The following is a 22,761-nucleotide window of genomic DNA, read 5'->3' on the forward strand; positions in this document are numbered from 1 at the left end:
TACAACGGGATAGACTTCAACCTCTTCAATGCGGATAAACTCCAGTTCCTGGAGGGAAACTCTGGCTACTCGTATCCCTAACCTGCCATCGTAGCCAAATGCTTGGTAATGCAGTCTGTCATACATCCATGTTACATCCTGCCCAACCTTCGCATAACAGGTAAGTTATATTAAAAAGGCGTTACAGCCTGGGAGATTATCTGTAACGCCTTTTAAACATAACTTAACATCGACATTATGCGAAGTTGGGTAAATAGCTTGAGAGGGGTTCTAAAACCTCTCAGCACTTGATTATTACTCTAGTTTTCAATACCTGTTATGCTGGGTGCTGGTGAATACGAAGGTCGCCAGGATCTAAAAAACCCTCACTTGTGAAGGATCCTGAAACATAAAGTAATGAATAATTAAAGCAATAATCGCTGTCACTCCCAAACTTTTCGTATAAATCTTGCTTTAAGCTATTCAAAAGCCTTAAAAGTAAACTTGTACACCCTTTATCTGGAGATAATCCTTCCACGCGCCAAATCGACAGGACTCCGGTCAGTCGTTTGCGTCTAGCCTGTAACTTATTTTCAAAAAACTTTATGTAGTCACTGTAATCGAAAGGATTGGACTCAACTAACACTAAATAACCAGAGTTGCCGATAATATCTTGATAAGATTCAGAACTCATAAACTTCACCCCGTCAAATTAAGCTAAGTCTCAACTGAAAGGTTAGCTGAATTAGTGAAAAACACCTTCTAGGGCTGGAGGTTTTAAAGTGTGATTTTCGAAGTGAATATCAAGGTGCTCAAGTTACTGGGCACTCATGAATTATATGCTGGCTGTAATAGTTCACCAATGGCTTCCGCTAGTGCACTGTCTTTCGCCATCAACTGTTTGAGTTTTTCTCCAGGTAGCCACAGCATATTCACTAAGCTCATTGCCTGGTAGTCGCCAGGGCTGACACCACTGAGTAAGGATAATGTCCCTACCAGTTCACCAGGGCCAAGGGTTTTTCTGAATTTTTTACCTAAGTGGTATTCATACGCTTCAATTGAGCCCTTGGCGATGATGCCTAAACCATAGAATGGTTTACCTTGATGGACAACCCACTCACCACTGCTGTACAGTGTGTGTTCAATGATTTTGATGAGTTGTTGCTGGGTTTCCACGGCTAAGTTTTTACACCAGTTTAACTGACTGAGTAGCTCTTCTGGTGAAGTGGGCTTGGCAAAGGTAGCGACCCGCTGTAATCGAGCCATACGTTGCTCAATATTTTGTACTAAGCGTTTGGCTTCTGGCTTATCTAAAACCGCTTGATTGAGTAATTGTTTGACTACTGTTCGCTCTCGATTGAGTAAGGTTCGAATAGCTGAGTGGGTTTCGAGGGTGTGTACAAGGTCTGGAAAGGTATTACGTAATTGCTCAATATATTCTTGTGTTTTTAGTTTATTTTGGGCAATGAGCTGCTTAACTGCTACGGCCTCCTCCTCATTGGGGGCTAATGAGGGTATGTAACTTTCTAAGTGATCCTGAGCCTGAATAAAACCCCGTGCTATTTCATAACCAAGGGTAATTCTTGAAAAGCTCAGCGATACGGCAATTTTTTTGATGCCTCGTATATTGCGTAAGAGGTGTAATAAAGGGGGCGTTTGCCAATAGCGATAAAGCGTTTCTCGAGGTGCAATTTTCGGTTCACCATCAAGGGCATGTTCAACGGCTTCCACCAGTTTATTTGTCGACTGCTTACCCAGTGTTCCCTTTTCAAATTGCAGCCAGTAATGCTGACGCTCAGTTTCTAACAGGCGGCGTCTAAATGCGATCGTGAGTTCTTGTGAGGATACCTGGTTGGGTTCGTGGTCTTTGTCTTTAACCTCAATGGGTCTGAGTAATCCTGTATTATGCTTAACTTCATCCCAGTCAGCTCCTTTTAAAAAGCTATTGCCCATTAACTTTGGCAATAATTTTAATAGGTCTTCAGTAATTAACCGTTGGGCTTTGTCGACGGTGGCTTGCTTAGCAGCAGGCAGCTGGTTGAGATGTAAGCGGGCAAGTATCCAGCTCATGGTTGAGCCGTTAATGACAATACTTAACACCACAATGCCAGCACATAAAAACAGGACTTGATCGCCAATTTCTTTTGGTAATAGATTTTCCTGTGCAACGATCAGTGCTAGTGCCAAAGATACAGCGCCGCGTAAGCCTCCCCAGGTTAGTACGATGGCTTTTTCGCGGGTGATACCCCCACTAAAGCGTTTTAAAAGTGGGGTCAGGATAAATACGGAGAAGGTACGAATGATTTGAATTCCTATGTATAAAATACCCAGCGTAACCCATGACTCAGGGTTATCCCAATGAACTCGGCTGGCGATGAGAATACCTACCAGTAAAAAGATCAGGGTATTGGCCATATGGGCCATCATGCCCCAGAAATTATGTAAGAACTCCCCTACTTCAGGTGAAATGCGCGTTCGCCCTATTCCGGCAAACATTAAGGCAAGTGCTACAACCGCCACAATGCCAGAGACATGTAGGCTCTCTGCGATGTAATACACCAAATAGGCGGTGGCAATTGATAAGGTTATCTCGATTAGCGGGTCATTAAAGACTTTACCGATCCAGATCATCACTAAACCACCTGCGACTACGCCGACCAGAAGCCCTGCTGTGACCACCCAGGTAAAATTTGCTGTCAGGCTGACTAAGCTTATTTGCTGGCTAGCTTGACTGCTGATAACCCAGCCAAAAAACAGCGTAAATAAGACAATCGCTGTGCCATCATTTAATAGTGATTCTCCTTCCAGTAAGGTTTCCAGTCGCTTACGGGAACTTACTTCTTTCAAAAGCGCTACCACAGCAACAGGGTCTGTCGCACTAATAAGTGCCCCAAACATCAAACATAATGCCCAGCTCCAATCCCAGGGGAACATCCATTTAGCCAGGCTAGCGGTAAGGGTGGTGGCAATAACTAAGCCTGGAACGGCTAACAGGGCAATTTGAGCGAATATACGACGAAATAAGTGAACCTCTAAAGAAAAGGCACTTTCAAATACCAATGTGGGTAAAAATAAAAATAAGATGAGGTGGGGGTCAACGCCTGCAACCAGTGCCAGGGTTTTGTCCAAAAGAGGAGCATATTGCTCAGTAATACCAATACGCTCTAAATAGCCCAGGCATAGCCCAATGGTCAATAAACAAACGGTATACGGCAGTTGGATACTTTTAACCAGGCTTCTGACACCCGCACCTATGATCAGCGCAAGACTGACAAATATTAAAATCAGAACACCAGCTTCACTATGCATGTCTCTGGTCCCTGGATCTATGGCGTCAGTGCGTGAGAAGCAATAATCGTTATCTCAATAGCCCACCTGTAGGCTACTAGGACACTTGTGGTACTTTTTCTAGTCGTCGCCAGCCGTCGGCGGTTAAGCGAACATGAGTGATGATACGGTCCTCTGTCATCACAAGCTCAACCAGGTTGTCGTCCTCAAGTAGAAATAGGTATTTTGATAGCTGCTCACCTTCTGCCAGGCTGTAACGGTCAGAGTTGGCCACTTCACTGCGGAGAAAGTCGTATTCAACAAAGGGAGGGGGCTGATCATGAATGAGCTTGAGCAGGTGGTTGATATAATGAAGATCCATTATGCACCTCATGTTGTTTGCCTATAGTTTAGTAGGCCAAGTCAGTCGGACTGACCTGGCATAGGCGCTTATTGCATTATTTTTTCAAATATAAATTATCATAGCAGTAATTGGTTGCTTCGATATAACCTTCAATGCTACCGCAATCAAATCGTTTGCCCTTAAATTTGTAACCCAACACACAGCCACTTTTGGCCTGAGACAGAAGCGCATCGGTAATTTGCACTTCGCCATTTTTGCCTGGGGGTGTGTCGCGGATAATATCAAAGATATCAGGTGTTAAGATGTATCGGCCAATGATGGCCAAGTTACTGGGGGCATTTTCAGGTTTAGGTTTTTCAATCATATCCGTAATTCGGAACAAGTCTTCACGAATAATATCACCTGCAATCACACCATATTTATGCGTTTGGTCCTTGGGGACTTCTTGTATAGCCACAATGCTGCAGCGAAACTGGTTATAAAGCCTAACCATTTGGGATAAGACGCCATCATCTGGGTGAATGCATAGGTCATCCGCCAGAACCACAGCAAAAGGCTCATCACCAATAATGGCACGGCCTGTTAAAATAGCATGCCCTAACCCTTTCATCTCGCGTTGACGTGTGTAGGAAAAGGTGCAGCTTTCAATAAGGTGACGTATGTCTTTAAGTGTTTCTTCCTTGCTGGTGCCTTTAATTTGATGTTCAAGCTCGTAGTTGGTGTCGAAATGGTCGGCCAGTGCCCGCTTGCCTCGACCCGTCACAATGCAAATTTCATTGAGACCTGCATCAAGTGCTTCTTCAACACCATACTCAATCAGGGGTTTATTGACGATGGGCATCATTTCCTTAGGCATTGACTTGGTTGCAGGCAAAAACCGAGTTCCATACCCTGCTGCCGGAAATAAACATTTTTTAATCATTCGTAAAAAATACCTTAACTTAGTCAGTTAATGAGTGAATGAACACTTGGCTTTCAGTAAGCGTAGTTTTATTGTTGGTCACTCCGGCCATAAACATCGTCAAACCTGACAATATCATCCTCACCTAAATAACTGCCTGACTGTACTTCGATGAGTTCCAGCGGAATTTTGCCTGGGTTTTCGAGACGATGTTTTTCGCCAAGCGGAATATAAGTCGACTCGTTTTCTGAAACAAGGAACGTTTTTTCGCCGCAAGTGACTTTTGCGGTTCCTTTGACGACAATCCAGTGTTCTGCTCGATGAAAATGCTTTTGTAAAGACAGACTAGCACCTGGCTTGACAGTTATCCGCTTCACTTGAAAACGATCTTCTTCATCAATGCCTTCATAAGATCCCCAAGGACGGTAGACCTGTTTATGAAGCTGGTATTCTGTGCGCTGTTGATCGGCGAGCTGATTCACTAGCTGCTTGACGGACTGAACCTGATCTTTATTCGCCACCAGAACGGCATCTTTAGTTTCAACGATGACCAGGTTGGATACGCCAACGGTGGTGACCAGTCGATGCTCTGCCCGAATGTAGCAATCACTGGTATTTTCAACAAGTACATCACCACGCTGAACATTACCATGAGCATCTGGAGGGGTTAGATCTGCCAGTGCGGTCCAAGATCCTACATCACTCCACCCCAGGTCAGCAGGAATCACAACGCTCGCTTGAGTATGCTCCATGACCGCATAATCGATGGAGTCTTCTGGGCTGCCTGCAAAAGCCTTTTGATCTAGACGAACAAAGTCCAAATCTTCAATAGCCTGCTCAAAAGCTTGTTGGGTTGCCTGGTGAATTTGTGGAGCAAATTGTTTGAGCTCTTGTAGGTAGCGATCAGCCCTGAACATGAACATACCACTATTCCAGAAGTGATGGCCTGACTGACAGTATTGCTTGGCAATTTCTGCACTGGGCTTTTCAACAAACTGAGATATATGACGTACCCCTGTACTGACCTCCTCGCCAGCATCAATATAGCCGTAACCCGTTTCTGGGTAGTCAGCTACGATACCAAATGTCACAAGTTTGCCGGCAAGAGCTTGTGCATTGCCCTGTGCGATGACTTGGTGGAAATGGGGTAAGTTGGCAATGGTGTGATCTGCAGGCAGTACCAACAGGACAGCCTCTGCATTAATAGCCATGGCCTGCCAGGCTGCAATAGCAATGGCCGGTGCCGTATTACGGCCAATCGGTTCGAGTAAAATGCGGGTTGCAGGTTTATTAATCGCATGCAGTTGTTCGGCAACCATAAAACGGTGGGCTTCATTACACACCACAATAGGGGCTTGTATGTCAGGAGTGGTGGGTAGCCTGAGCACGGTATCTTGCAGCAGACTGGTATCCTGATTGACTAGGTTTAAAAGTTGCTTTGGATAAAGCTCCCGAGACAGTGGCCAAAGTCTTGATCCTGTTCCGCCAGATAAAATTACGGGAATCAGCATGAATATTCCTTACTCAGTAGTTGCATGCATGTCTGTATGATGAATAAAAATTGATCATCATGGATTCAAAAAATTTGAGGCTAGTATACAGGGTGATTTGTGCGTTCTTTTTTAAATAACACTGATTTTGGCATTTTTCTCTCAATTATAAACAGCCGCTTTTTTTGTAGTCATGTTTGGTTGATTTTTAAGGTACTGGAAAATAACAAATACTGACGTGTATTTTAAGAAATCATGCTGTTATGTTTAATTAATAAAGAAAAATCATGACATGTTTATGACCCAACTCAACGGCTTTAGGTGTTGGGCCATAAATATGTTACCAAGGCTTGGTGTTTTAGGGGTGCTGTTTATTTGCGCTGTTTGATGAGGCTGCTTGAGCCTGATGTTTAGGGTGTGCTTCTTCTGCACGGTGCTTCGGTTGTGCGAGCCACTCGTGTCCCTTTAGTAATACATCCCAGTATAGAAAGGGTAAGCCATGTGTTTTTAACTGCCAATAGCTGCGCCTTGCAATCGTTGGGTTAAGTGGCAGCGTCGGTAACAGTTTTCCATCATAACCGAACTCCGCCAGAATGACTTTGCCTCGTTCCACGGTTAAAGGACAGGCACCATAGCCATCATAGTATGCTGTCAGTGAGTGACCTTTTAGAAATGCCAGCAAGTTTTCTGCGACTACGGGGGCTTGTTTTCGGATAGCGGCAGCTGTTTTTGCGTTACTGGTTGAGGTGACATCTCCCAAACTGAAGATATCATCAAACTGGTTGTGGCGAAGTGTGAGTGGGTCAACATCAACCCAGCCTGTAGCATTACTGAGTGGGCTATTACGGATAAAAGCAGGTGCTTGCTGGGGAGGTACTGCGTGTAGAAAATCAAATGACTTGGCGATGATTTCTGTCTGCTCGCTGTCTGCAGCTTGTTGGCTAAAATAAGCTGTCTTTGTACTGACATCCACTTCAACTAAGTTGGAGTTATACGTCAGGTCAACACCATAGCGCTCAATATAACGTTGTAATGCAGGAACAAAGGCTGCGACGCCAAATAAAGCAGCTCCTGCTATATGGAATTCAACATCAATTTGGTCTAAATACTGTTGCTGTCGCCAGTAATCACAGGACAAATAAACGGCTTTTTGTGGTGCACCTGCACACTTGATGGGCATTGCTGGTTGAGTGAAAATGGCTTTACCTTTAGTCAGGTTTTTCACTTGTTGCCAAGTATAAGGTGCAAAATCCAGGTGATAGTTGGAGGTAATACCTTGTTGTCCTAGCGCTTCAGGAAGACCTTTAATCCCTTGCCAGTTTAGACAGAGTCCAGGACAAACGACAAGCGTCTGGTAGACTAATCGTTCATTATTATTGAGTGTGACAAGATGTTGGTATGGGTCAATGGCGGTGGCTTCTGCTTTAATCCAGGTCACCTTTTTAGGTAGAGAGTCTGCCATTTTATGGATGGTTTGTGCCTGAGTAAAAATCCCAGCGCCAACTAATGTCCATCCTGGCTGGTAATAATGATGGTCACTAGGTTCGACAATCGCAATACTCAGCTGCTTTGTCCTTTTTAAGAGGCTGCTGGCACAGGCTGTCCCTGCTGCTCCGCCGCCGATAATAACTACGTCATATCGAGCTGGGCGCGGGTTGTGTTCATGGTCAAAAGCCGCTGCTGCAGAGTTAGTCGAAGAATGTGTTGTATTTTGCATAATTTTTACCTTCCTTAGTGTTATTTGAGGTGAGAAACGCTGTAGCAATGATTCCTTTATTGCCACTTTGATGTTTGCTCGGTGAAGACATAGCCTCCATAAAAAGTATACCGATTATGTTGTACCCTCTTTCAGGTATTAAATGCTGTCCAGTGGGATGTGCTGCTCTTGCAGTCTTTTTCTGTTCATTATCGGCAGTTTTATCAAGTAACTTTATAAGTGTATGACATAAGTCTTGCCAACATAATACTTCTATGTATAATACGCCTCGTCGCTGAGGGGAAACAGCCCAGCAAAGCAGCCGGCCTTGTTACTAAGCTTAAGTCTGAAGAAAATGTCTGCAAAGATAAATTATTTAGACAGAAAAGTTTGGTAGCGCTAAAACGGTTTGATAGCTTTGTCTAAGCTGATTACAAGATTGACAAAATCAGCCTTTCAGTAGATCATTTCTAAGCGTGAAGCCCGGGTGGCGAAATTGGTAGACGCAAGGGACTTAAAATCCCTCGGAGGTTAACTCCGTGCCGGTTCAAGTCCGGCCCCGGGCACCACTTCTTCTTAAGTTTATATTATATTCATGTTTGTTTTTTTATGGTTTGAATATAAATTTTAAGCGGCTGATATTTTTAATCCTGCATTGCCACCCCTCTTTTTGGTTTTATTCTTATTTAAAAGAAAATTTATATTCGAACTATTAGTGCGATTTTTATCTTATTTTTAATTGCAACTAGAGCTTGGTTTTAGAGTTGCTATGGCGACTGATGCCAATAATAAACTCCAGCACCGACGACAATCACTGCCAAAATCGCCAATGTAATTTTAACCCAGCTGTAAGGGCGCTCTCCTTGAACTTCTCCAGTGCGAGCATTAACCAAAAAGCGGTAAACTTTTTCATGATAGTGATAAGCGCTGAGCCAAACGGGCAATAAAATATGTTTAAAGGATATATTTTTGTAGTGAGTGTTGACGGAGTGAATACGCTGCTCATCACCGCCGATATCCCTTCTAATGGTTTCTCGAATTTCATCATCCATAATATCTTTAGCGAGCTTAAATCCCTTTTTTAAATTGACTTGGTAGCTCTCTGCTTTGAAACCGCTTAAATACTTATCTTGGTAGGGAACTAAGTTTTTTAAATCCCAGGGTTCAAGCGCTTCTGTGTATTTTCTGGGTAAGGTACGGCTGGCAAGAACCAAAACATCGTTAAAGTCATTAGATACCCTACCCTCTGTTGAATACCAACGGGTACGTCGCTCTCGTTCAGTATAGGTTTCCTGCTCTCCTTCAGCGTTAGTACGTGTTTTTGTTACGGTAACATAATAATACTGCCCACGTTCTCCCGTGTAGTCGCTAGTGGTGATTGAATCGAATGTCCAATAGGGTACAAAAATGCCATTTAATGATGCTTCTAGTCGAGCTTTCTTTTTTAAAGCGTTAGGCGCAAACCATAGGCTGTGTAGCCATGTTTTATAGCTTTCTCGAGCGGTATTTCGAGTGACCTTGAAAGGGAGTAGGGAGCGTGGTTTGATAAGCTTTTTAGAGTGGGCTGTAGAGACAATTTCACTACCGCAAAAGGCACACTCTTGTGATGTGACATTGGCTTCAGAGGTAGACTCTGCCCCACAGGCATTACACTTTATATAAAGCTTTTCCTCTGTAACATCGCCAGCTTCTGCTTTTTTCAAGTATTCATGGTAATCAAGCTCTTCAATAGGTTCCTTGCTGGCTTTTATGACGTTTTTAAAATTACAGTACTGACATACTAAGGCCTGACTACCAGGCTTGAATGTGAGTTTGGCACCACATTGCTGGCATTTAAAGTCGCTACTGGCTTTGCGAGCAGGTTGTTCATTGTTTCTATTTTCTTGATCTGGAGGCATTGGGGGTGGGCTGCTGGCCATAAGCGTGACTCACTGTAATCGGCGATTAAAAAACAGCTTCCGTGCTGTTTTAACATACTATTGTGGTGGTAAGGGTGGAGGTGTCGCGGCAAATAAGCCATTGAGTGCATCAACCTCTGTGGCTTTTTCCCAATTACTCATACCTTCACACCATACTAAGCTTTCCCTCGTGACCATGCCATTATTGACTAATGCCTGTAATTGACTGATTGGCATAGGGCCTTGCTGTTGGCCATTGATGGCGACATAAAAGGGTTTTTCTTGAGGTAGAGGGGGCGGTACGGGAGTAGATGGCTGATTCGGTGTTTGAGACTCTTGATTATGTTGCATGCTTTGCCCCATTTGATTTGCCATCACAAAGCCCATGCCCATACCCATGCCTCCACCCGCCATACCACCTTCATTTTCAGCCGCTTTTTCAATGGCTGTAGCGGTTTGAAACTGAGTGTACTGTTGCAAGTTCCCCAAAATTCCCATGCTTGTACGTTTATCCAGTATTTCTTCAACTGCAGTGGGTAAGGATATGTTCTCGACCAGCATTTTGGTGATGTCGATACCATACGCTAAAAAGTCACCATGAATCTTCTTAGTGATAAACTCTCCTAGTTCATCATAGTTGGCGGCCATATCCAGAATGGGGATTTTGGTTTCGCCAAGAATATCGGCAAAACGGGAGACAATAAGGTTTCGAAGTTGGCTGGTAATTTCGTCAGTAGTGAAGTGGCCATCAGTACCGACAATTTCTTTAATAAAATCTACGGCGTTGGTAATACGAATAGCATAGGTGCCAAATGCACGGATGCGCATTGGGCCAAACTCAGGATCACGTAAGGTAATAGGGTTTTTAGTTCCCCACTTTAAATCAGTAAAGCGGCGGGTATTGATAAAATAAACTTCTGCTTTGAATGGGCTGTGAAAGCCATGCTTCCAGCCTTGCAGTGTTGAAAGTATAGGTAAGTTATCAGTTTCTAATGTGTAATCACCAGGTTCAAATAAATCAGCGATCTTACCTTTATTGATAAATACAGCTACCTGAGACTCTCGGACAACGAGCCTAGCACCCATTTTGATCTCGTTATTGTATCGCTCAAAGCGATAAACCATGGTGTCGCGGCTATCATCAGTCCATTCAATGATGTCGATAAATTCGCCACGGATTTTATTAAAGAGGTCCATTGCTACATCCTTCTCTGCTAATCCTACTTCAAAGCAAATAGAGGCACATTACTAATAATAGCATTACATAAGGTGTAGCAAATAGCGCAAAATGGGATGACTCACTGTCGGCAGAGCCAGGCTGGATAATGAATATGAAAGTATATGCATGCCGCCCGAAATAAAAATGTTAGCGCAATACTAAGGGGGATTAGAGCCGCCAGTTGAACATTGAAGTGATACAGTAAGGCTAAAATGGCTGAGCCTGCTAATAAAGGGGTGGCATAGAGTTCCTGGCTCATGAGTAAGGTGGGTCTTCCCGTCAGGACATCACGAAGAATACCGCCGAAAATAGCTGTAATGAGGCCCATGATAATAGCAACTATCTCGGGATAACCTGCTTGTAAAGTGTTATGAGTTGCTAAAATGGCAAACAGTGAGGCTCCTAATGCATCCAAATACAGTAATAATGCTTGTTTATTTGAAATAATATTGACTGTAAAAAAAGCGATGATAGATGCAAAAATGGCAACCCATAAAAAGTTTAAATCAGCAATCCAAAAAATAGGATAGTTGGCTAGGAGTAAATCACGAATAGTACCCCCGCCTATGGCGGTTACAACGCCTAATAAGACGACAGAAAAAATATCAAGCCCTTTATTTTGTGAAGCAATAACACCTGTGATTGCAAAGACCCCACCACATAAAAGCCCAATATAATAAAGTGTGTCCATCGTCAGATTAACCTACCTCAAATGACATCGATACGCTTGGAACAGCTGAGTACTGCCCTGCTCTTTTTTCTGCTCAGAAAGCAAAGAGGCAAAAATATTCAAAGTATTTAGTAATGAGATGCTTTATCTTAAACAGGTAGAACGTTCTTAGTGTTATTCAGAAATTTTTAAGAAGATAAGTATAAAAGAGGTGTTTAGCAATAGATTGAAATGTTGGGTGGACTATTGCTAAGAAAATGGAGGCTGGGGTCGGAATCGAACCGGCGTACACGGAGTTGCAGTCCGCTGCATGACCACTCTGCCACCCAGCCATTATCTCAAGAATGGAGCGGGAAACGAGACTCGAACTCGCGACCCCAACCTTGGCAAGGTTGTGCTCTACCAACTGAGCTATTCCCGCCTGAGACACGCTGCGTATTTTAGGCATCTCAGCTTTTCTGTCAAGCAGTTATTAATAAAAACCGTCATTATAACTAAAAGCATCTACTACAAATGGTCAACCTTCACTCTTTTAAGGGGATCAGGTCTGCCCAGGCTGTCCGTAAATAAACTACCATAGACCAAAGCGTGAGTATTGCTGCAAGATAGAGACAGCTTATACCAATATAAAAGATTGTACTGGGGTATCCAGCAGGTGATGCCAATAGTAAAAATATCGCTAGCATTTGTACGGCAGTTTTTAACTTACCTACAAAGCTAACAGCAACACTGGTTCTTTTGCCTATTTCGGCCATCCACTCTCTTAAAGCAGATATCACGATTTCTCGGCCAATAATAATGATGGCAGGAATTGTCAGCCATAGATGAGAGTATTCTTCGACCAGCAATGCCAAGGCAATAGCTACCATGAGTTTATCGGCAACAGGGTCCAGAAAAGCACCAAAAGGCGTTGCTTGATTCAGTCTGCGGGCTAAATAGCCATCGAACCAGTCAGTAATTCCTGCCAGGGCAAAAATACAGGCACTGGCCTGATAACTCCACGGTATAGGTAAATAGTAAATAAGCACAATAACAGGAATGAGGACAATGCGGAGTAACGTTAAATAATTCGGAATGTTCATGCGACTTCTGGGCTATTCCTTGGTTGGCATTCTTCTTAGTTCGGCCGCTAGTGTAGAGGCTTCATTCGTGATGTAAAGTATCATATATCTGTTGCGCCAAAGATTTACTAATACCTTTTACTTTTTGCAGCTCGGTGATTGTTGCAGCGCTAATACCCTGTATACCACCAAAATATTTCAGTAATGCCTGACGGCGTTTATGTCCAATTCCCGGGACATGCTCAAGAACCGACTGTTGCCGTGCTTTACTGCGTTTATTGCGGTGGCCAGCAATGGCAAAGCGATGTGCCTCATCCCTCACTTGTTGTATAAGTAAAAAGCCACCATGGTCAGGTGCTGGATCAACTTGATTATACGACGTGCGTTGCTCGTTTGAGACAAGGAGTGTTTCTAGTCCTGGCTTTCTGGAGGGGCCTTTAGCCACGCCCACCAATGTGATGGATGATAATGAGTAATTAGCTAACACTTGCTGAGCAATAGTCAACTGTCCTTTTCCCCCATCGATAAGTAATACATCAGGTATGTTGCCGCCCTCCGCTGAACCGGCAAAACGTCGCTGGAGTGCTTGCTCCATCGCAGCGTAATCATCACCCGGGGTAATATTTTGGATGTTATAACGACGATAATCCTTTTTTAATGCGCCTTCTTGGCCAAATACCACACACGATGCTACCGTCGCTTCACCTTGAGTGTGGCTGATATCAAAGCACTCAATGCGTTCAGGTAAAAACGTCAGTTGCAGTAAAGCTTGTAGTTGCTGACAGCGTTGCAGCATATGATGTTTATTTGCTAAACGGCCAGCGAGTTGCTGTTTGGCATTTTTTTCTGCCAGCTGAAGCCAACTGAGGCGTTCAGCTCGAACATTATGTTTTAATGTTATGCATTGCCCACAAGTCTGCTGTAGTGCAGTAATAAAAATAGAGGGTTCTGGTATCGCTTGGCAAATAATGACTTCTTTGGGAAAGTCTCGCTGCTTGGCATTGGAAATATAAAACTGCGCCAGAAACTCCTGTAGCTGCTCTTCCTGGCTTAATTCAAGGGCTATATCATGAAAAAAAGTACGCTGGCCTAGTAAGCGCCCTCCCCTAATCATTAACACGACAAAGCAGATTACCCCTTGTTGCTCTATGAAAGAGACACAGTCATGATCACCTTGCCCTGAGCCAACAATGGCCTGTTGCTCCTGAATTTGACGTAAATGATTAATGCGATCTCTAAGGGTGGCGGCATGCTCAAATTCTAACTTATTTGCTGCATTTTCCATTTCTTCAATCAAGTCATACATCAGTTGTTGACTTTTACCCTGTAAAAATAGTCGGGATTGAGCTACATCTTTGGCATACTCCTCCTGATTTACAAGGTCTACACATGGGGCTTTACAGCGTTTAATCTGGTATTGCAGGCAAGGCCGGCTTCGGTTACTAAAAAAGCTGTTTTCACACTGGCGAACCTGAAATATTTTTTGTAACCAGTTTAGGCTTTCTTTTACTGCATAGGCAGAAGGAAAAGGCCCAAAGTATTCTCCAGGTGCACTTCGCCGTCCTCGGTGTAAGCTGAGGCGTGGAAATGTGTCATTGGAAAGATAAATAAAGGGGTAGGATTTATCGTCGCGCAGGAGAATATTATAGGGTGGTTTTAGGGCCTTAATTAAGTTTTGCTCTAGCAGGAGAGCCTCAGTTTCTGAGTTGGTCACCGTGGTTTCTATTCGGGCAATCTTTTTCACCAAGGCACTGGTTTTTGGTGCTAAAGGCTGGCGGCTAAAATAGCTGGCTAGGCGTTGACGTAAACTTTTCGCTTTTCCTACATATAAAATTTTGTCTTGCTGATCATACATTTGATAAACCCCGGGCTGTTTGGGGGTGAGCTGTAAAAAGTGCTTGGCATCAAATGTTTTGGCAGCCGGTTGAGTCATATGTGTAATTGAAAAAGAGTCTGTGATTTAGGGACCAGTGAAAACGACACTGGGATTTGTTTTATTTACGTGGATTCAAATTATTATTGTAACGCTATCTTGGAGGGGATAAAAATATGGCAAAGGATGGTTAGTCATTAATTGGTAGCAAAATACAGAAACAAGCTATATAAGGCGCACTTATCTGAAAAAGTGCACCCTATCCAGCTCAGGGGGTAACCATTACATAATAGGCTAGTGCCTAGCGAATGGTTTCAGCATCCAGCATACCATGCTTCACGGCTAATAGGGTGAGCTCCACATCACTGGAGATATTCAGTTTGTCGAAGATTCGATAGCGATAGCTGTTAACGGTTTTGGGGCTAAGACATAGCTTGTCAGATATGGCCTGAACCTTATGACAATTAACGATCATCATTGCGATTTGGATTTCCCGCTCAGACAAACTATCAAAAGGAGATTGTTTGCCTTCCTGGTCAAACTGTTTCAAAGCCAGCTGTTGGGCTATGTCTGGGCTAATGTAGCGCTTACCCTGGTGAGCCATGCGAATGGCGGTAACCATCTCATCCAGTATGGCACCTTTGGTGACATAGCCAGAGGCCCCTGCTTGTAATAAGCGGGAAGGAAAAGGTTCATCATCACAGACGGTAACGGCAATAATTTTGACATTAGGATTAGATCGAGTGATTTTACGTGTGGCTTCCAATCCACCAATACCTGGCATTTTGACATCCATCAGCACTACATCGGGTGCTAATCGACGCGCCATATCTACAGCTTCTTCTCCGGATCGCGCTTCACCGACGACTTCCAACTCATTGACATCTTGTAACATACGGGTGATGCCAGTGCGGACGAGGTCATGATCATCGGCAACAAGGATTTTAATCAAATGGAACACTCCTCGGCATAAATCTTACTAGATCAACATTAGCGCCACTGAATAGGGTAGATATTGAATAAAATAGCAAAACCCTGTAGGTAAGAACAGTAACACCAACCGATGAGCGAATCAGCTCGCTACAGTCTACTTCCATAGCAGGCTATTAAACGCTAAAGCCTGTTGCTGCTATGAATATATTCTGGACTTAATTGGTTATTTCGTCCAAGTTAATCCAGTCAGTTTATCCTTAATACTAATGCTTTCACAAGTCATGTTATTAAACTCAGCAAGTAACATAAAAAAGAATGTACGTGTTACCTTTTTGCTGGGCCTTACCGCAAATGTTGTTTAATGGTGCGGTATCATGCTTATTTTGTGCTGCATTGACTGCAAATTATGAGCACATTGATTATCAGAAGATGCCTATAGTTATGTGTATTAAGCTATCAGCATCTTCTGATTTAACCAGCCATTTTAGCTAATGCCTGTATCTCTTTTGAGAATACTGACCAGTTACACAAGGTTTTCCAGCTGGGGAACGACTTCAAAAAGATCAGCTACCAGGCCATAGTCTGCAACCTGAAATATAGGCGCTTCTTCATCTTTATTGATAGCGACAATAACCTTACTGTCTTTCATGCCCGCTAAGTGCTGAATAGCACCCGATATACCAACAGCAATATATAAGTTAGGTGCCACAATTTTACCGGTTTGCCCTACTTGCATATCATTAGGGACAAAACCTGCATCAACTGCAGCACGAGAGGCACCTACTGCTGCATTCAGTTTATCTGCTAACGTATACAGCATTTCAAAGTTTTCGCCGCTTGCCATGCCGCGGCCTCCTGAAATGACAACATCCGCTACAGTGAGCTCAGGGCGGTCAGACTCTGCAATCTCTTCCTTAATGAAGGTTGCATTTGATGTGCTAAAGGTATCGTCCAATGTTTCGATAGGCGCGTTGCCATTGGTTGCTACCGCATCAAAGTTGGTAGCGCGGATAGTCATGACTTTAATTGCTGCACTGGACTGGACCGTAGCAATAGCATTGCCTGCGTAAATAGGTCTGGCAAAGGTATCTGGGCTATCAATACGGATTACGTCGGATAGCTGGTCCACATCCAGTAATGCGGCAACACGGGGTAATGTATTTTTACCCTGAGTGCCTGCTGGCGCCAAAATATGGGAATAGCTTTTTCCTACTGTAGCGATTAATTTTGCAACGTTTTCAGCTAACTGATGTTCATAGGCCGCATGGTCAGCCAATAATACTTTACGGATTTTAGCGATTTGGGCGGCTTGCTCAGCTACTTTGCCACAATTAGCACCTGCCACCAGGATATCAACGTCATCACCCAGTGCGAGGGCTGCTGTCACGGTATTCAGTGTAGGCTTATGCAGGTCGAGGTTATTATGCTCAGCAATAACTAAAATACTCATCAGATCACCTTCGCCTCATTTTTTAGTTTATCAACTAATTCTTCCACACTGGCGACTTTGATACCTGCCTGGCGCTCAGCGGGTGGCTCGACTTTTACTGTTTTTAGCGTATTGTTGAGTGTTACTCCTAAGTCGGCTGGTGTTTTGGTGTCCAGAGGCTTTCGCTTCGCTTTCATAATATTAGGTAGTGAAGCGTAACGAGGCTCGTTAAGGCGGAGATCAGCAGTGATGACTGCTGGTAAAGACAGTTTTAGTGTTTGCAAACCACCATCAATTTCACGGGCTACATTGATATGGTCGCCTTCAACCTCAACACTGGAGGCAAAAGCCCCTTGTGGGTAATCTGTTAAAGCCGCAAGCATTTGGCCTGTTTGGTTGTTATCGGTATCAATGGACTGTTTACCAAGAATGATAAGCTGGGGTTGCTCTTCATCTACAACAGCCTTCAGTAGTTTAGCCACGCCCAGGGATGAAGGCATTTCTTCCGTTTGAATGAGTAGGCCACGGTCAGCACCAAGGGCAAGTGCAGTACGAATTTGCTCCTGAGCTTCTTTAGGGCCAATGGAGACCACGATAATTTCACTAGCGACGCCCTTTTCTTTCAGGCGAACAGCCTCTTCCACGGCAATTTCACAGAAAGGGTTAATTGCCATTTTTACGTTATTCAGGTCGACATCACTGTGGTCAGGTTTGACGCGGACCTTGACGTTATAGTCAATAACTCGCTTAACCGCTACAAGAACTTTCATAGCGTCCTCATTATGATGTTTATTAATGCCACCACCAGTATCCCTGGCGGAATTCTTTCTTTTAAAATACGACAGTAGTACATGTAATCTGCTGTATCTTGAACGTTAACCTACAACAGGTCAAGTCAACACTAACATGGTTTTCATGTCATTTTGATCTGGCTATTTCTCATTATCATTCCATGGCCTTATGCCGTGATGTCAATAACCATGAGAAAGTAGCCTATGCACAGATGAGCTGTACGTTGATCCAAGGTCGTATGCTGATTGCCATAAACTACGCGCTTATTAGACAAAAATCAAACAAGTGTTTAAAATGCGAAAAAAATATACTTTTTCACATCACGGGATTAATTAGCCTTAGATGTTTGGGTAAATGATCGTTTTATGTCAGTTTATACGACACATAAACCTATCCACTAAGACTAAAAACAACAAATTTATAAGTAAAAACGTACTTATAAAAAAAGTACTAATAAACATATAAATACAGCGAGTTACTTATAATCGCCTACCTAGAGGAGATAAGCCGTGCAACGAGAATCGATGGAATTCGATGTTGTTATTGTAGGTGCTGGTCCAGCAGGATTATCTTCCGCTTGTCGACTAATGCAATTAGCTCAGCAACAAGAGCGGGAAATCACGGTATGTGTAGTAGAAAAAGGTTCTGAAGTGGGGGCGCATATTCTATCTGGGGCTGTTATTGAAAGCACGGCACTGGATGAGCTGTTTCCTGACTGGGCTCAGCGTGGTGCGCCTCTCAATACAAAAGTCTTGCGGGATGATATTTATGTCCTGCCAAATGAAGAAAAGAGTATAAAAATACCCAACCTGTTAGTACCTCGTCCAATGCACAATGAAGGTAATTACATTGTGAGTCTGGGTAATCTTTGTCGCTGGCTGGCTGAGCAGGCGGAAAACCTGGGTGTAGAAATATTCCCTGGTTTTGCTGCCGCTGAAGTGCTTTATGATGAGCAAGGTAATGTGCAGGGTGTGATTACCGGAGATATGGGAGTTGGCAGTGATGGACAGCCCAAAGATAGTTATATGCCGGGGATGGAGCTAAAGGCAAAATATACGCTGTTTGCTGAAGGCTGCCGGGGGCATTTAGGTAAAGCGTTGATTGCTAAGTATAACCTTGATGCAGGTAAAACGCCCCAGCATTATGGTATAGGTATTAAAGAGTTATGGGATATTCCTGCAGAAAAACATGAACCAGGATTAGTAGTACATACGACAGGTTGGCCATTGCGTGAGTCAGGTAGTTTAGGTGGGACTTTTTTATATCATTTAGAAAATAACCAGGTAGCGTTAGGTTTGATTACTGACCTCTGCTACAGCAACCCCTATGTCAGTCCCTTTGATGAATTTCAACGTCATAAATTACATCCAGTCATTCGGCATTATTTAGAAGGTGGCAAGCGCGTCTCTTATGGTGCTCGGGCCATAACCAAGGGCGGTCCCCAAGCGCTGCCTAAAATGGTATTTCCTGGCGGAGTGTTGATTGGATGTGATGCAGGAACACTGAATTATGCGAAGATCAAAGGCACTCATACTGCGATGAAGTCTGGTATGTTGGCAGCAGAAGCAGTATTTACGGCAATTGGCCAAGGTCTACAAGGTGATACTCTGGATGACTATGAACGTGCCTTTGCAGCTTCATGGTTACATGATGAGTTGCATGAGCAACGTAACTTTGGGCCAGCAATGCATAAGTTTGGCAATATTGTAGGTGCTGCATTTGCTTTTTTTGATTTAAATATTATGCGTGGCAAATTGCCTTTTACCTTGAAAGATGCCAAGCCGGATCATGCGACCCTTAAGCTTGCCGCTGATGCTAAACCGTTAAACTATCCTAAGCCGGACAATACACTGACGTTTGATAAGCTCAGCTCGGTTTACTTATCTTTTACCAACCATGAAGAGAACCAGCCAAGCCATCTTCAGCTGGCAGATATGACTATTCCAATCAGTGAAAACTTACCGAAATATGCAGAACCTGCGCAGCGTTATTGTCCTGCCGGTGTTTATGAAGTGATAGAAAATGATCAGGGCCAGCCAGAGTTTCAGATCAGTGCACAAAACTGCGTACATTGTAAAACCTGTGATATTAAGGACCCTGCCCAAAATATCAATTGGGTAACGCCAGAAGCCGGTGGTGGCCCTAATTACCCCAATATGTAATATATTTTAAATTGTTAATCATCCCCTCCCCTGAATTAGGCTGCTTTCAGCTGTTTAAGGGAGGGTATATTTAATTGGCAACCTTTAGCATCCAATGTCCACTGGTTTTGCTGCCGCTGGTGGCTTGCAAATAAAACGACTTTGGTCGTGTTAACTGATCAAAGCCAGTTCTAGATAACGACGAACCTATGCCTGACTGCTTACAGCCTCGCCAACTTAATGCTGGATCAACCAGATCACAGCGGTTCATATAAACCGTACCTGTATCGAGGCGCTCTCCTATCAGTTCAACTGACTCAATATCTTCAGTAAAAATACCCGCAGAGCAGCCAAACTGGCAGTCATTCATCAAGGCGATGGCTTCGGCATCGTAATTTACAGGGGTGATAGTGACCAGTGGTCCTTGGGTAGGCTGTTGCATGATGGCCATACTCTGCCGAACGTTTGTAAGCACTTGTGGGGCAACATAGGGTGAGTGAGATGGTGCATTTTGAAAGTGGTTAGGATCAATTAAGGGCGTTGCCCCTTGTTTAAGTGCAAGTTTGAGCTGATTGCGGACATGATTGGCGGCAGCTTGATTAACGAGTGGCCCAAGGGTGGTTTCGGGTAAGTCGGGACGGTCTAGAACCAGCTGTTTTACCCAGCGGCTGACTTTTTCTTGCAGGGCTTTATACAAAGTATGATGGACATAAATACGTTCTACGGCACAGTTTGACTGACCCGCGTTATAAAAAGCCCCATCCATGACCTGAGGTACGGTGTAGTTAAGGTCGGCATCATGGCGAATGTAAGCAGGATCTTTGCCGCTGAGCTCTAGGTAACAGGGTTTGGCTGACGCTACCAGCTGCTGGCTTATGGCAGGATTGGCCCCGTACTGGTCGGTATAACAGACATAGTCAATTTGGTTAGAAGCAATCAGCTCACAAGTTTGGTCTGTTGTGATATGCAAATACTCCAGCACACCATCAGGTATCCCCTCCTCTTTAAAAGCAGCAACCAGTCGCTCAGCGCACAAAGGCGCTTGGTGAGAGTGGCATAGCAATACTGTATTACCCGCAAGTAAGGCAGGAATGAGGGTATTGGCTAAATTCAAATAAGGGTAATGACAGCCGCTAATGATAAGTACTGTTCCCAGGGGAACGCGCTTAATATAGCGAATGAGTGCGGTATCACCAGAAATTGGCAAGGGTGCCAGTGACTCCTCAGCAATTTGTAGTAAATAGCTACAGCGTTCGGTAAAGGTTCTTATTTCCTCTCCGGCATGGGCAATTGGACGCCCTATTTGCCAGCAGATTTCTTCTGCTATTTCATGCTGCTGACTTTGTAACCGGGTCAGCGCAGCAATACACAGCTGGATTTTTTCAGGTAAAGCCAGTGATCGCCAACCCTGCTGAGCATTATGCAGGCGGTCGACAATGGCGGTTACTTGGCGAGGCTCTGCAAATGGGCGTTCAACATAAAGGCTATTATCGATAGGGCTATATGTTGTTAAGTGGATATCCTGATCCATTCGGTGTTATTCCTTGTCATGCTAGCCATCAAAAAAAACGTACTATGGCTATAAATACATAATCTATTGCCTATTAATAGTATATCCTTCGAGAAATGGGTATATCCCATCATACTTTTTTCCTACTTATAATCGCATATTATTTGTTATAGCTTTTTTTTAAACAGGTTGTGTTGCCAAAAATGTCTTCGTGCTTTTCAATAAATGCCTGCAACTAAGTTATAAAAATTAGGTTATGTTAATAAGTGACGTATATCCTTATATACGTAGGGGCAGGTGCTTGCGAGGGTTGTGGTTATTGGGTTATGGTAGCGTTGAGCACTGACGACAACAATAATGATCGAGGGTTTGCACGTGGATATTAATGAGGAAGTTGACTTGCTAAGTCACGTGCCAATGTTTGCCAAGCTGGATAAGAACAAGCTCAGGCTATTGGCATTCACCAGTGAGGCATTGTGCTATAGGGATAAGGAAATTATTTTTCACCAAAGTGAGTCGCCTGATGGTGCTTATGTCGTCATGTCAGGTGAAGTGGAAGTAGTTTCAAATACAAGCGCAGGAGAAGTGGTTAATGCGGTCCGCGGTAAAAATGCATTGATTGGTGAAATGGCGGTGATTACTAATCAGCCCCGTTCAGCAACAATTCGTGCAAAGGGACCTGTGCAAATGCTGAAAATAAGCTCCGATCTGTTTTTAAAACTGTTGACTGAGAACCCTGATGTGGCACTGGATGTCATGCGTCAACTGAGTCGTAAAATTGCTGAAGCTCAGCATCAATATGAAGTCCTACAGGTACAGCTACTACAATAGTAATGTGGGCTATTCTTGAGGGAGTGTGCATGAATCGAGAGCGGTTTGTTGATTTATGGCGCCGGGTGGTTGATTCCGATTATGAGGAAGCTGAGGCGATTTTTAATCGACTCTATTCTTATTATGACTCTATTGAACGGCACTACCACTCCGCAGAGCATATCACTTTTTGCTTAGCGCAATTTGATCAGGTCAAAGCTGAGCTGGATGATCCCGATGCGGTAGAGCTTGCATTATGGTTTCATGACGTGATTTATGAGTGTGGTGCGCAGGATAATGAGCTGCAAAGCTCTGAGTATTTTAGTGAGTGTAGCTGTAAGCGTTTGAGTGAGCTTTATAATGGTAAAGTCCGTCAGCTGATTATGGATACTACCCATAAGGCTCCTCCCAAAACCCATGATGGTCGTTTTATTGTGGATATTGATTTATCCAGTATTGCCCTGCCCTGGCCAGAGTTTTTGCGTGATACCATGAATGTTCGTGCAGAGAGCCCTCTCTGTGATAACGAGTACTATCAGCGCCAAATTGCCTTTTTCACGGCTTTATTAAAAAGGCCACGGTTTTTTTATACGGATTATTTTGAAAAATGCTATGGCAAACAGGCTAAGCAAAATCTTGAACGTTTTATTCTCGAAGTAAAGCAAGGCCGGCTGAGCTCTCAAGAGCAAGCAGCACCTTAAACATTTTCTTTAATAGTGTTTCGATCG

The 22,761-nt window shown here is 43.7% G+C and carries 18 protein-coding genes and 3 tRNA genes; 4 read left to right on the forward strand and 17 right to left on the reverse strand.

The genetic code is table 11. The features are described 5' to 3' along the window. Nucleotides 1–316 precede the first annotated feature (316 nt). The 6 genes from F607_RS0110425 to F607_RS29100 all read right to left on the reverse strand — a co-directional run bounded on the left by F607_RS0110425 (nt 317) and on the right by F607_RS29100 (nt 7,718). A complete protein-coding gene (locus F607_RS0110425; protein WP_027708053.1) occupies nt 317–673 on the reverse strand; it encodes a hypothetical protein in 357 nt (118 codons plus the stop codon). A 134-nt stretch (nt 674–807) separates the two neighbouring features. Beyond that, on the reverse strand, nt 808–3,288 hold the full coding sequence (locus tag F607_RS0110430) for a cation:proton antiporter (RefSeq protein WP_027708054.1): 2,481 nt from the start codon (nt 3,286–3,288) through the stop codon (nt 808–810). A 76-nt stretch (nt 3,289–3,364) separates the two neighbouring features. After that, a complete protein-coding gene (locus tag F607_RS0110435; RefSeq protein ID WP_027708055.1) occupies nt 3,365–3,628 on the reverse strand; it encodes a hypothetical protein in 264 nt (87 codons plus the stop codon). A gap of 76 nt (nt 3,629–3,704) precedes the next feature. Next, a complete protein-coding gene (gene galU, locus F607_RS29095) occupies nt 3,705–4,532 on the reverse strand; it encodes a UTP--glucose-1-phosphate uridylyltransferase GalU (protein WP_038290958.1) in 828 nt (275 codons plus the stop codon). A 68-nt stretch (nt 4,533–4,600) separates the two neighbouring features. Then, nucleotides 4,601–6,022: a mannose-1-phosphate guanylyltransferase/mannose-6-phosphate isomerase gene (locus F607_RS0110445; protein ID WP_027708056.1), complete on the reverse strand. Its 1,422-nt coding sequence runs from the start codon at nt 6,020–6,022 to the stop codon at nt 4,601–4,603. A 337-nt stretch (nt 6,023–6,359) separates the two neighbouring features. Beyond that, on the reverse strand, nt 6,360–7,718 hold the full coding sequence (locus F607_RS29100) for an NAD(P)/FAD-dependent oxidoreductase (protein WP_084611196.1): 1,359 nt from the start codon (nt 7,716–7,718) through the stop codon (nt 6,360–6,362). Nucleotides 7,719–8,178: 460 nt separating this feature from the next. Here F607_RS29100 and F607_RS0110460 point away from each other — a divergent pair. Next, a tRNA-Leu gene (locus F607_RS0110460) sits at nt 8,179–8,266 on the forward strand. Nucleotides 8,267–8,464: 198 nt separating this feature from the next. Here F607_RS0110460 and F607_RS29105 read toward each other — a convergent pair. From F607_RS29105 to F607_RS0110515, 10 genes are all read right to left on the reverse strand, one after another. After that, nucleotides 8,465–9,616, reverse strand: coding sequence for a TFIIB-type zinc ribbon-containing protein (locus F607_RS29105; protein ID WP_211233625.1), 1,152 nt, complete (start codon nt 9,614–9,616; stop codon nt 8,465–8,467). A 57-nt stretch (nt 9,617–9,673) separates the two neighbouring features. Beyond that, nucleotides 9,674–10,792, reverse strand: coding sequence for an SPFH domain-containing protein (locus F607_RS0110470; protein WP_027708058.1), 1,119 nt, complete (start codon nt 10,790–10,792; stop codon nt 9,674–9,676). A gap of 101 nt (nt 10,793–10,893) precedes the next feature. Then, nucleotides 10,894–11,505, reverse strand: a complete 612-nt coding sequence (locus tag F607_RS0110475; protein WP_038290960.1) for a trimeric intracellular cation channel family protein — start codon at nt 11,503–11,505, stop codon at nt 10,894–10,896. Nucleotides 11,506–11,742: 237 nt separating this feature from the next. Further along, nucleotides 11,743–11,816: transfer RNA gene (locus F607_RS0110480), tRNA-Cys, on the reverse strand. Nucleotides 11,817–11,829: 13 nt separating this feature from the next. Then, nucleotides 11,830–11,905, reverse strand: a tRNA-Gly gene (locus tag F607_RS0110485). A 103-nt stretch (nt 11,906–12,008) separates the two neighbouring features. Next, nucleotides 12,009–12,566 carry a CDP-diacylglycerol--glycerol-3-phosphate 3-phosphatidyltransferase gene (pgsA, locus tag F607_RS0110490; RefSeq protein ID WP_027708060.1) on the reverse strand — a complete coding sequence of 186 codons (558 nt, stop codon included), beginning with the start codon at nt 12,564–12,566 and terminating at the stop codon, nt 12,009–12,011. 61 nt (nt 12,567–12,627) lie between these two features. Then, the gene (uvrC, locus tag F607_RS0110495; RefSeq protein ID WP_038290962.1) at nt 12,628–14,478 is read right to left on the reverse strand and encodes an excinuclease ABC subunit UvrC; all 1,851 of its coding nucleotides are present in this window, start codon (nt 14,476–14,478) and stop codon (nt 12,628–12,630) included. 241 nt (nt 14,479–14,719) lie between these two features. Beyond that, nucleotides 14,720–15,370, reverse strand: coding sequence for a UvrY/SirA/GacA family response regulator transcription factor (gene uvrY / locus F607_RS0110500; protein ID WP_027708062.1), 651 nt, complete (start codon nt 15,368–15,370; stop codon nt 14,720–14,722). Between the two features lie 504 nt (nt 15,371–15,874). After that, nucleotides 15,875–16,801: an electron transfer flavoprotein subunit alpha/FixB family protein gene (locus tag F607_RS0110510; RefSeq protein WP_027708063.1), complete on the reverse strand. Its 927-nt coding sequence runs from the start codon at nt 16,799–16,801 to the stop codon at nt 15,875–15,877. Next, on the reverse strand, nt 16,801–17,550 hold the full coding sequence (locus tag F607_RS0110515) for an electron transfer flavoprotein subunit beta/FixA family protein (protein ID WP_027708064.1): 750 nt from the start codon (nt 17,548–17,550) through the stop codon (nt 16,801–16,803). The genes F607_RS0110510 and F607_RS0110515 overlap by 1 nt, the downstream gene beginning before the upstream one ends. Before the next feature lie 531 nt (nt 17,551–18,081). On the opposite strand from F607_RS0110515, the gene F607_RS0110520 reads away from it, so the two are divergent. After that, nucleotides 18,082–19,734 (forward strand): electron transfer flavoprotein-ubiquinone oxidoreductase, encoded by a 1,653-nt coding sequence (locus F607_RS0110520; RefSeq protein ID WP_027708065.1) that lies wholly within the window; start codon nt 18,082–18,084, stop codon nt 19,732–19,734. A 70-nt stretch (nt 19,735–19,804) separates the two neighbouring features. Here the strand turns inward: F607_RS0110520 and F607_RS29110 are convergent, their stop codons facing one another. Then, on the reverse strand, nt 19,805–21,244 hold the full coding sequence (locus F607_RS29110) for an aldehyde dehydrogenase family protein (protein WP_051311283.1): 1,440 nt from the start codon (nt 21,242–21,244) through the stop codon (nt 19,805–19,807). Between the two features lie 354 nt (nt 21,245–21,598). Here F607_RS29110 and F607_RS29115 point away from each other — a divergent pair, with 354 nt between their 5' ends. After that, entirely contained in the window at nt 21,599–22,054 is a 456-nt protein-coding gene (locus F607_RS29115; protein ID WP_051311285.1) for a cyclic nucleotide-binding domain-containing protein, read from the forward strand. Nucleotides 22,055–22,083: 29 nt separating this feature from the next. Then, the gene (locus F607_RS29120; RefSeq protein WP_051311287.1) at nt 22,084–22,734 is read left to right on the forward strand and encodes an HD domain-containing protein; all 651 of its coding nucleotides are present in this window, start codon (nt 22,084–22,086) and stop codon (nt 22,732–22,734) included. Nucleotides 22,735–22,761 lie beyond the last annotated feature (27 nt).

The sequence above is a fragment of the Zooshikella ganghwensis DSM 15267 genome, from assembly GCF_000428585.1.
GTDB lineage: Bacteria > Pseudomonadota > Gammaproteobacteria > Pseudomonadales > Zooshikellaceae > Zooshikella > Zooshikella ganghwensis.

Coding starts and splice junctions, on each gene's coding strand:
- uvrC (WP_038290962.1), bottom strand. CDS start 14,478: ATGACTCAACCGGCTGCCAAAACATTTGATGCCAAGCACTTTTTACAG.
- F607_RS29110 (WP_051311283.1), bottom strand. CDS start 21,244: ATGGATCAGGATATCCACTTAACAACATATAGCCCTATCGATAATAGC.
- F607_RS0110470 (WP_027708058.1), bottom strand. CDS start 10,792: ATGGACCTCTTTAATAAAATCCGTGGCGAATTTATCGACATCATTGAA.
- pgsA (WP_027708060.1), bottom strand. CDS start 12,566: ATGAACATTCCGAATTATTTAACGTTACTCCGCATTGTCCTCATTCCT.
- F607_RS0110435 (WP_027708055.1), bottom strand. CDS start 3,628: ATGGATCTTCATTATATCAACCACCTGCTCAAGCTCATTCATGATCAG.
- F607_RS0110425 (WP_027708053.1), bottom strand. CDS start 673: ATGAGTTCTGAATCTTATCAAGATATTATCGGCAACTCTGGTTATTTA.
- F607_RS0110430 (WP_027708054.1), bottom strand. CDS start 3,288: ATGCATAGTGAAGCTGGTGTTCTGATTTTAATATTTGTCAGTCTTGCG.
- F607_RS0110445 (WP_027708056.1), bottom strand. CDS start 6,022: ATGCTGATTCCCGTAATTTTATCTGGCGGAACAGGATCAAGACTTTGG.
- F607_RS29100 (WP_084611196.1), bottom strand. CDS start 7,718: ATGCAAAATACAACACATTCTTCGACTAACTCTGCAGCAGCGGCTTTT.
- galU (WP_038290958.1), bottom strand. CDS start 4,532: ATGATTAAAAAATGTTTATTTCCGGCAGCAGGGTATGGAACTCGGTTT.
- F607_RS29105 (WP_211233625.1), bottom strand. CDS start 9,616: ATGGCCAGCAGCCCACCCCCAATGCCTCCAGATCAAGAAAATAGAAAC.
- F607_RS0110510 (WP_027708063.1), bottom strand. CDS start 16,801: ATGAGTATTTTAGTTATTGCTGAGCATAATAACCTCGACCTGCATAAG.
- F607_RS0110475 (WP_038290960.1), bottom strand. CDS start 11,505: ATGGACACACTTTATTATATTGGGCTTTTATGTGGTGGGGTCTTTGCA.
- F607_RS29120 (WP_051311287.1), top strand. CDS start 22,084: ATGAATCGAGAGCGGTTTGTTGATTTATGGCGCCGGGTGGTTGATTCC.
- F607_RS0110515 (WP_027708064.1), bottom strand. CDS start 17,550: ATGAAAGTTCTTGTAGCGGTTAAGCGAGTTATTGACTATAACGTCAAG.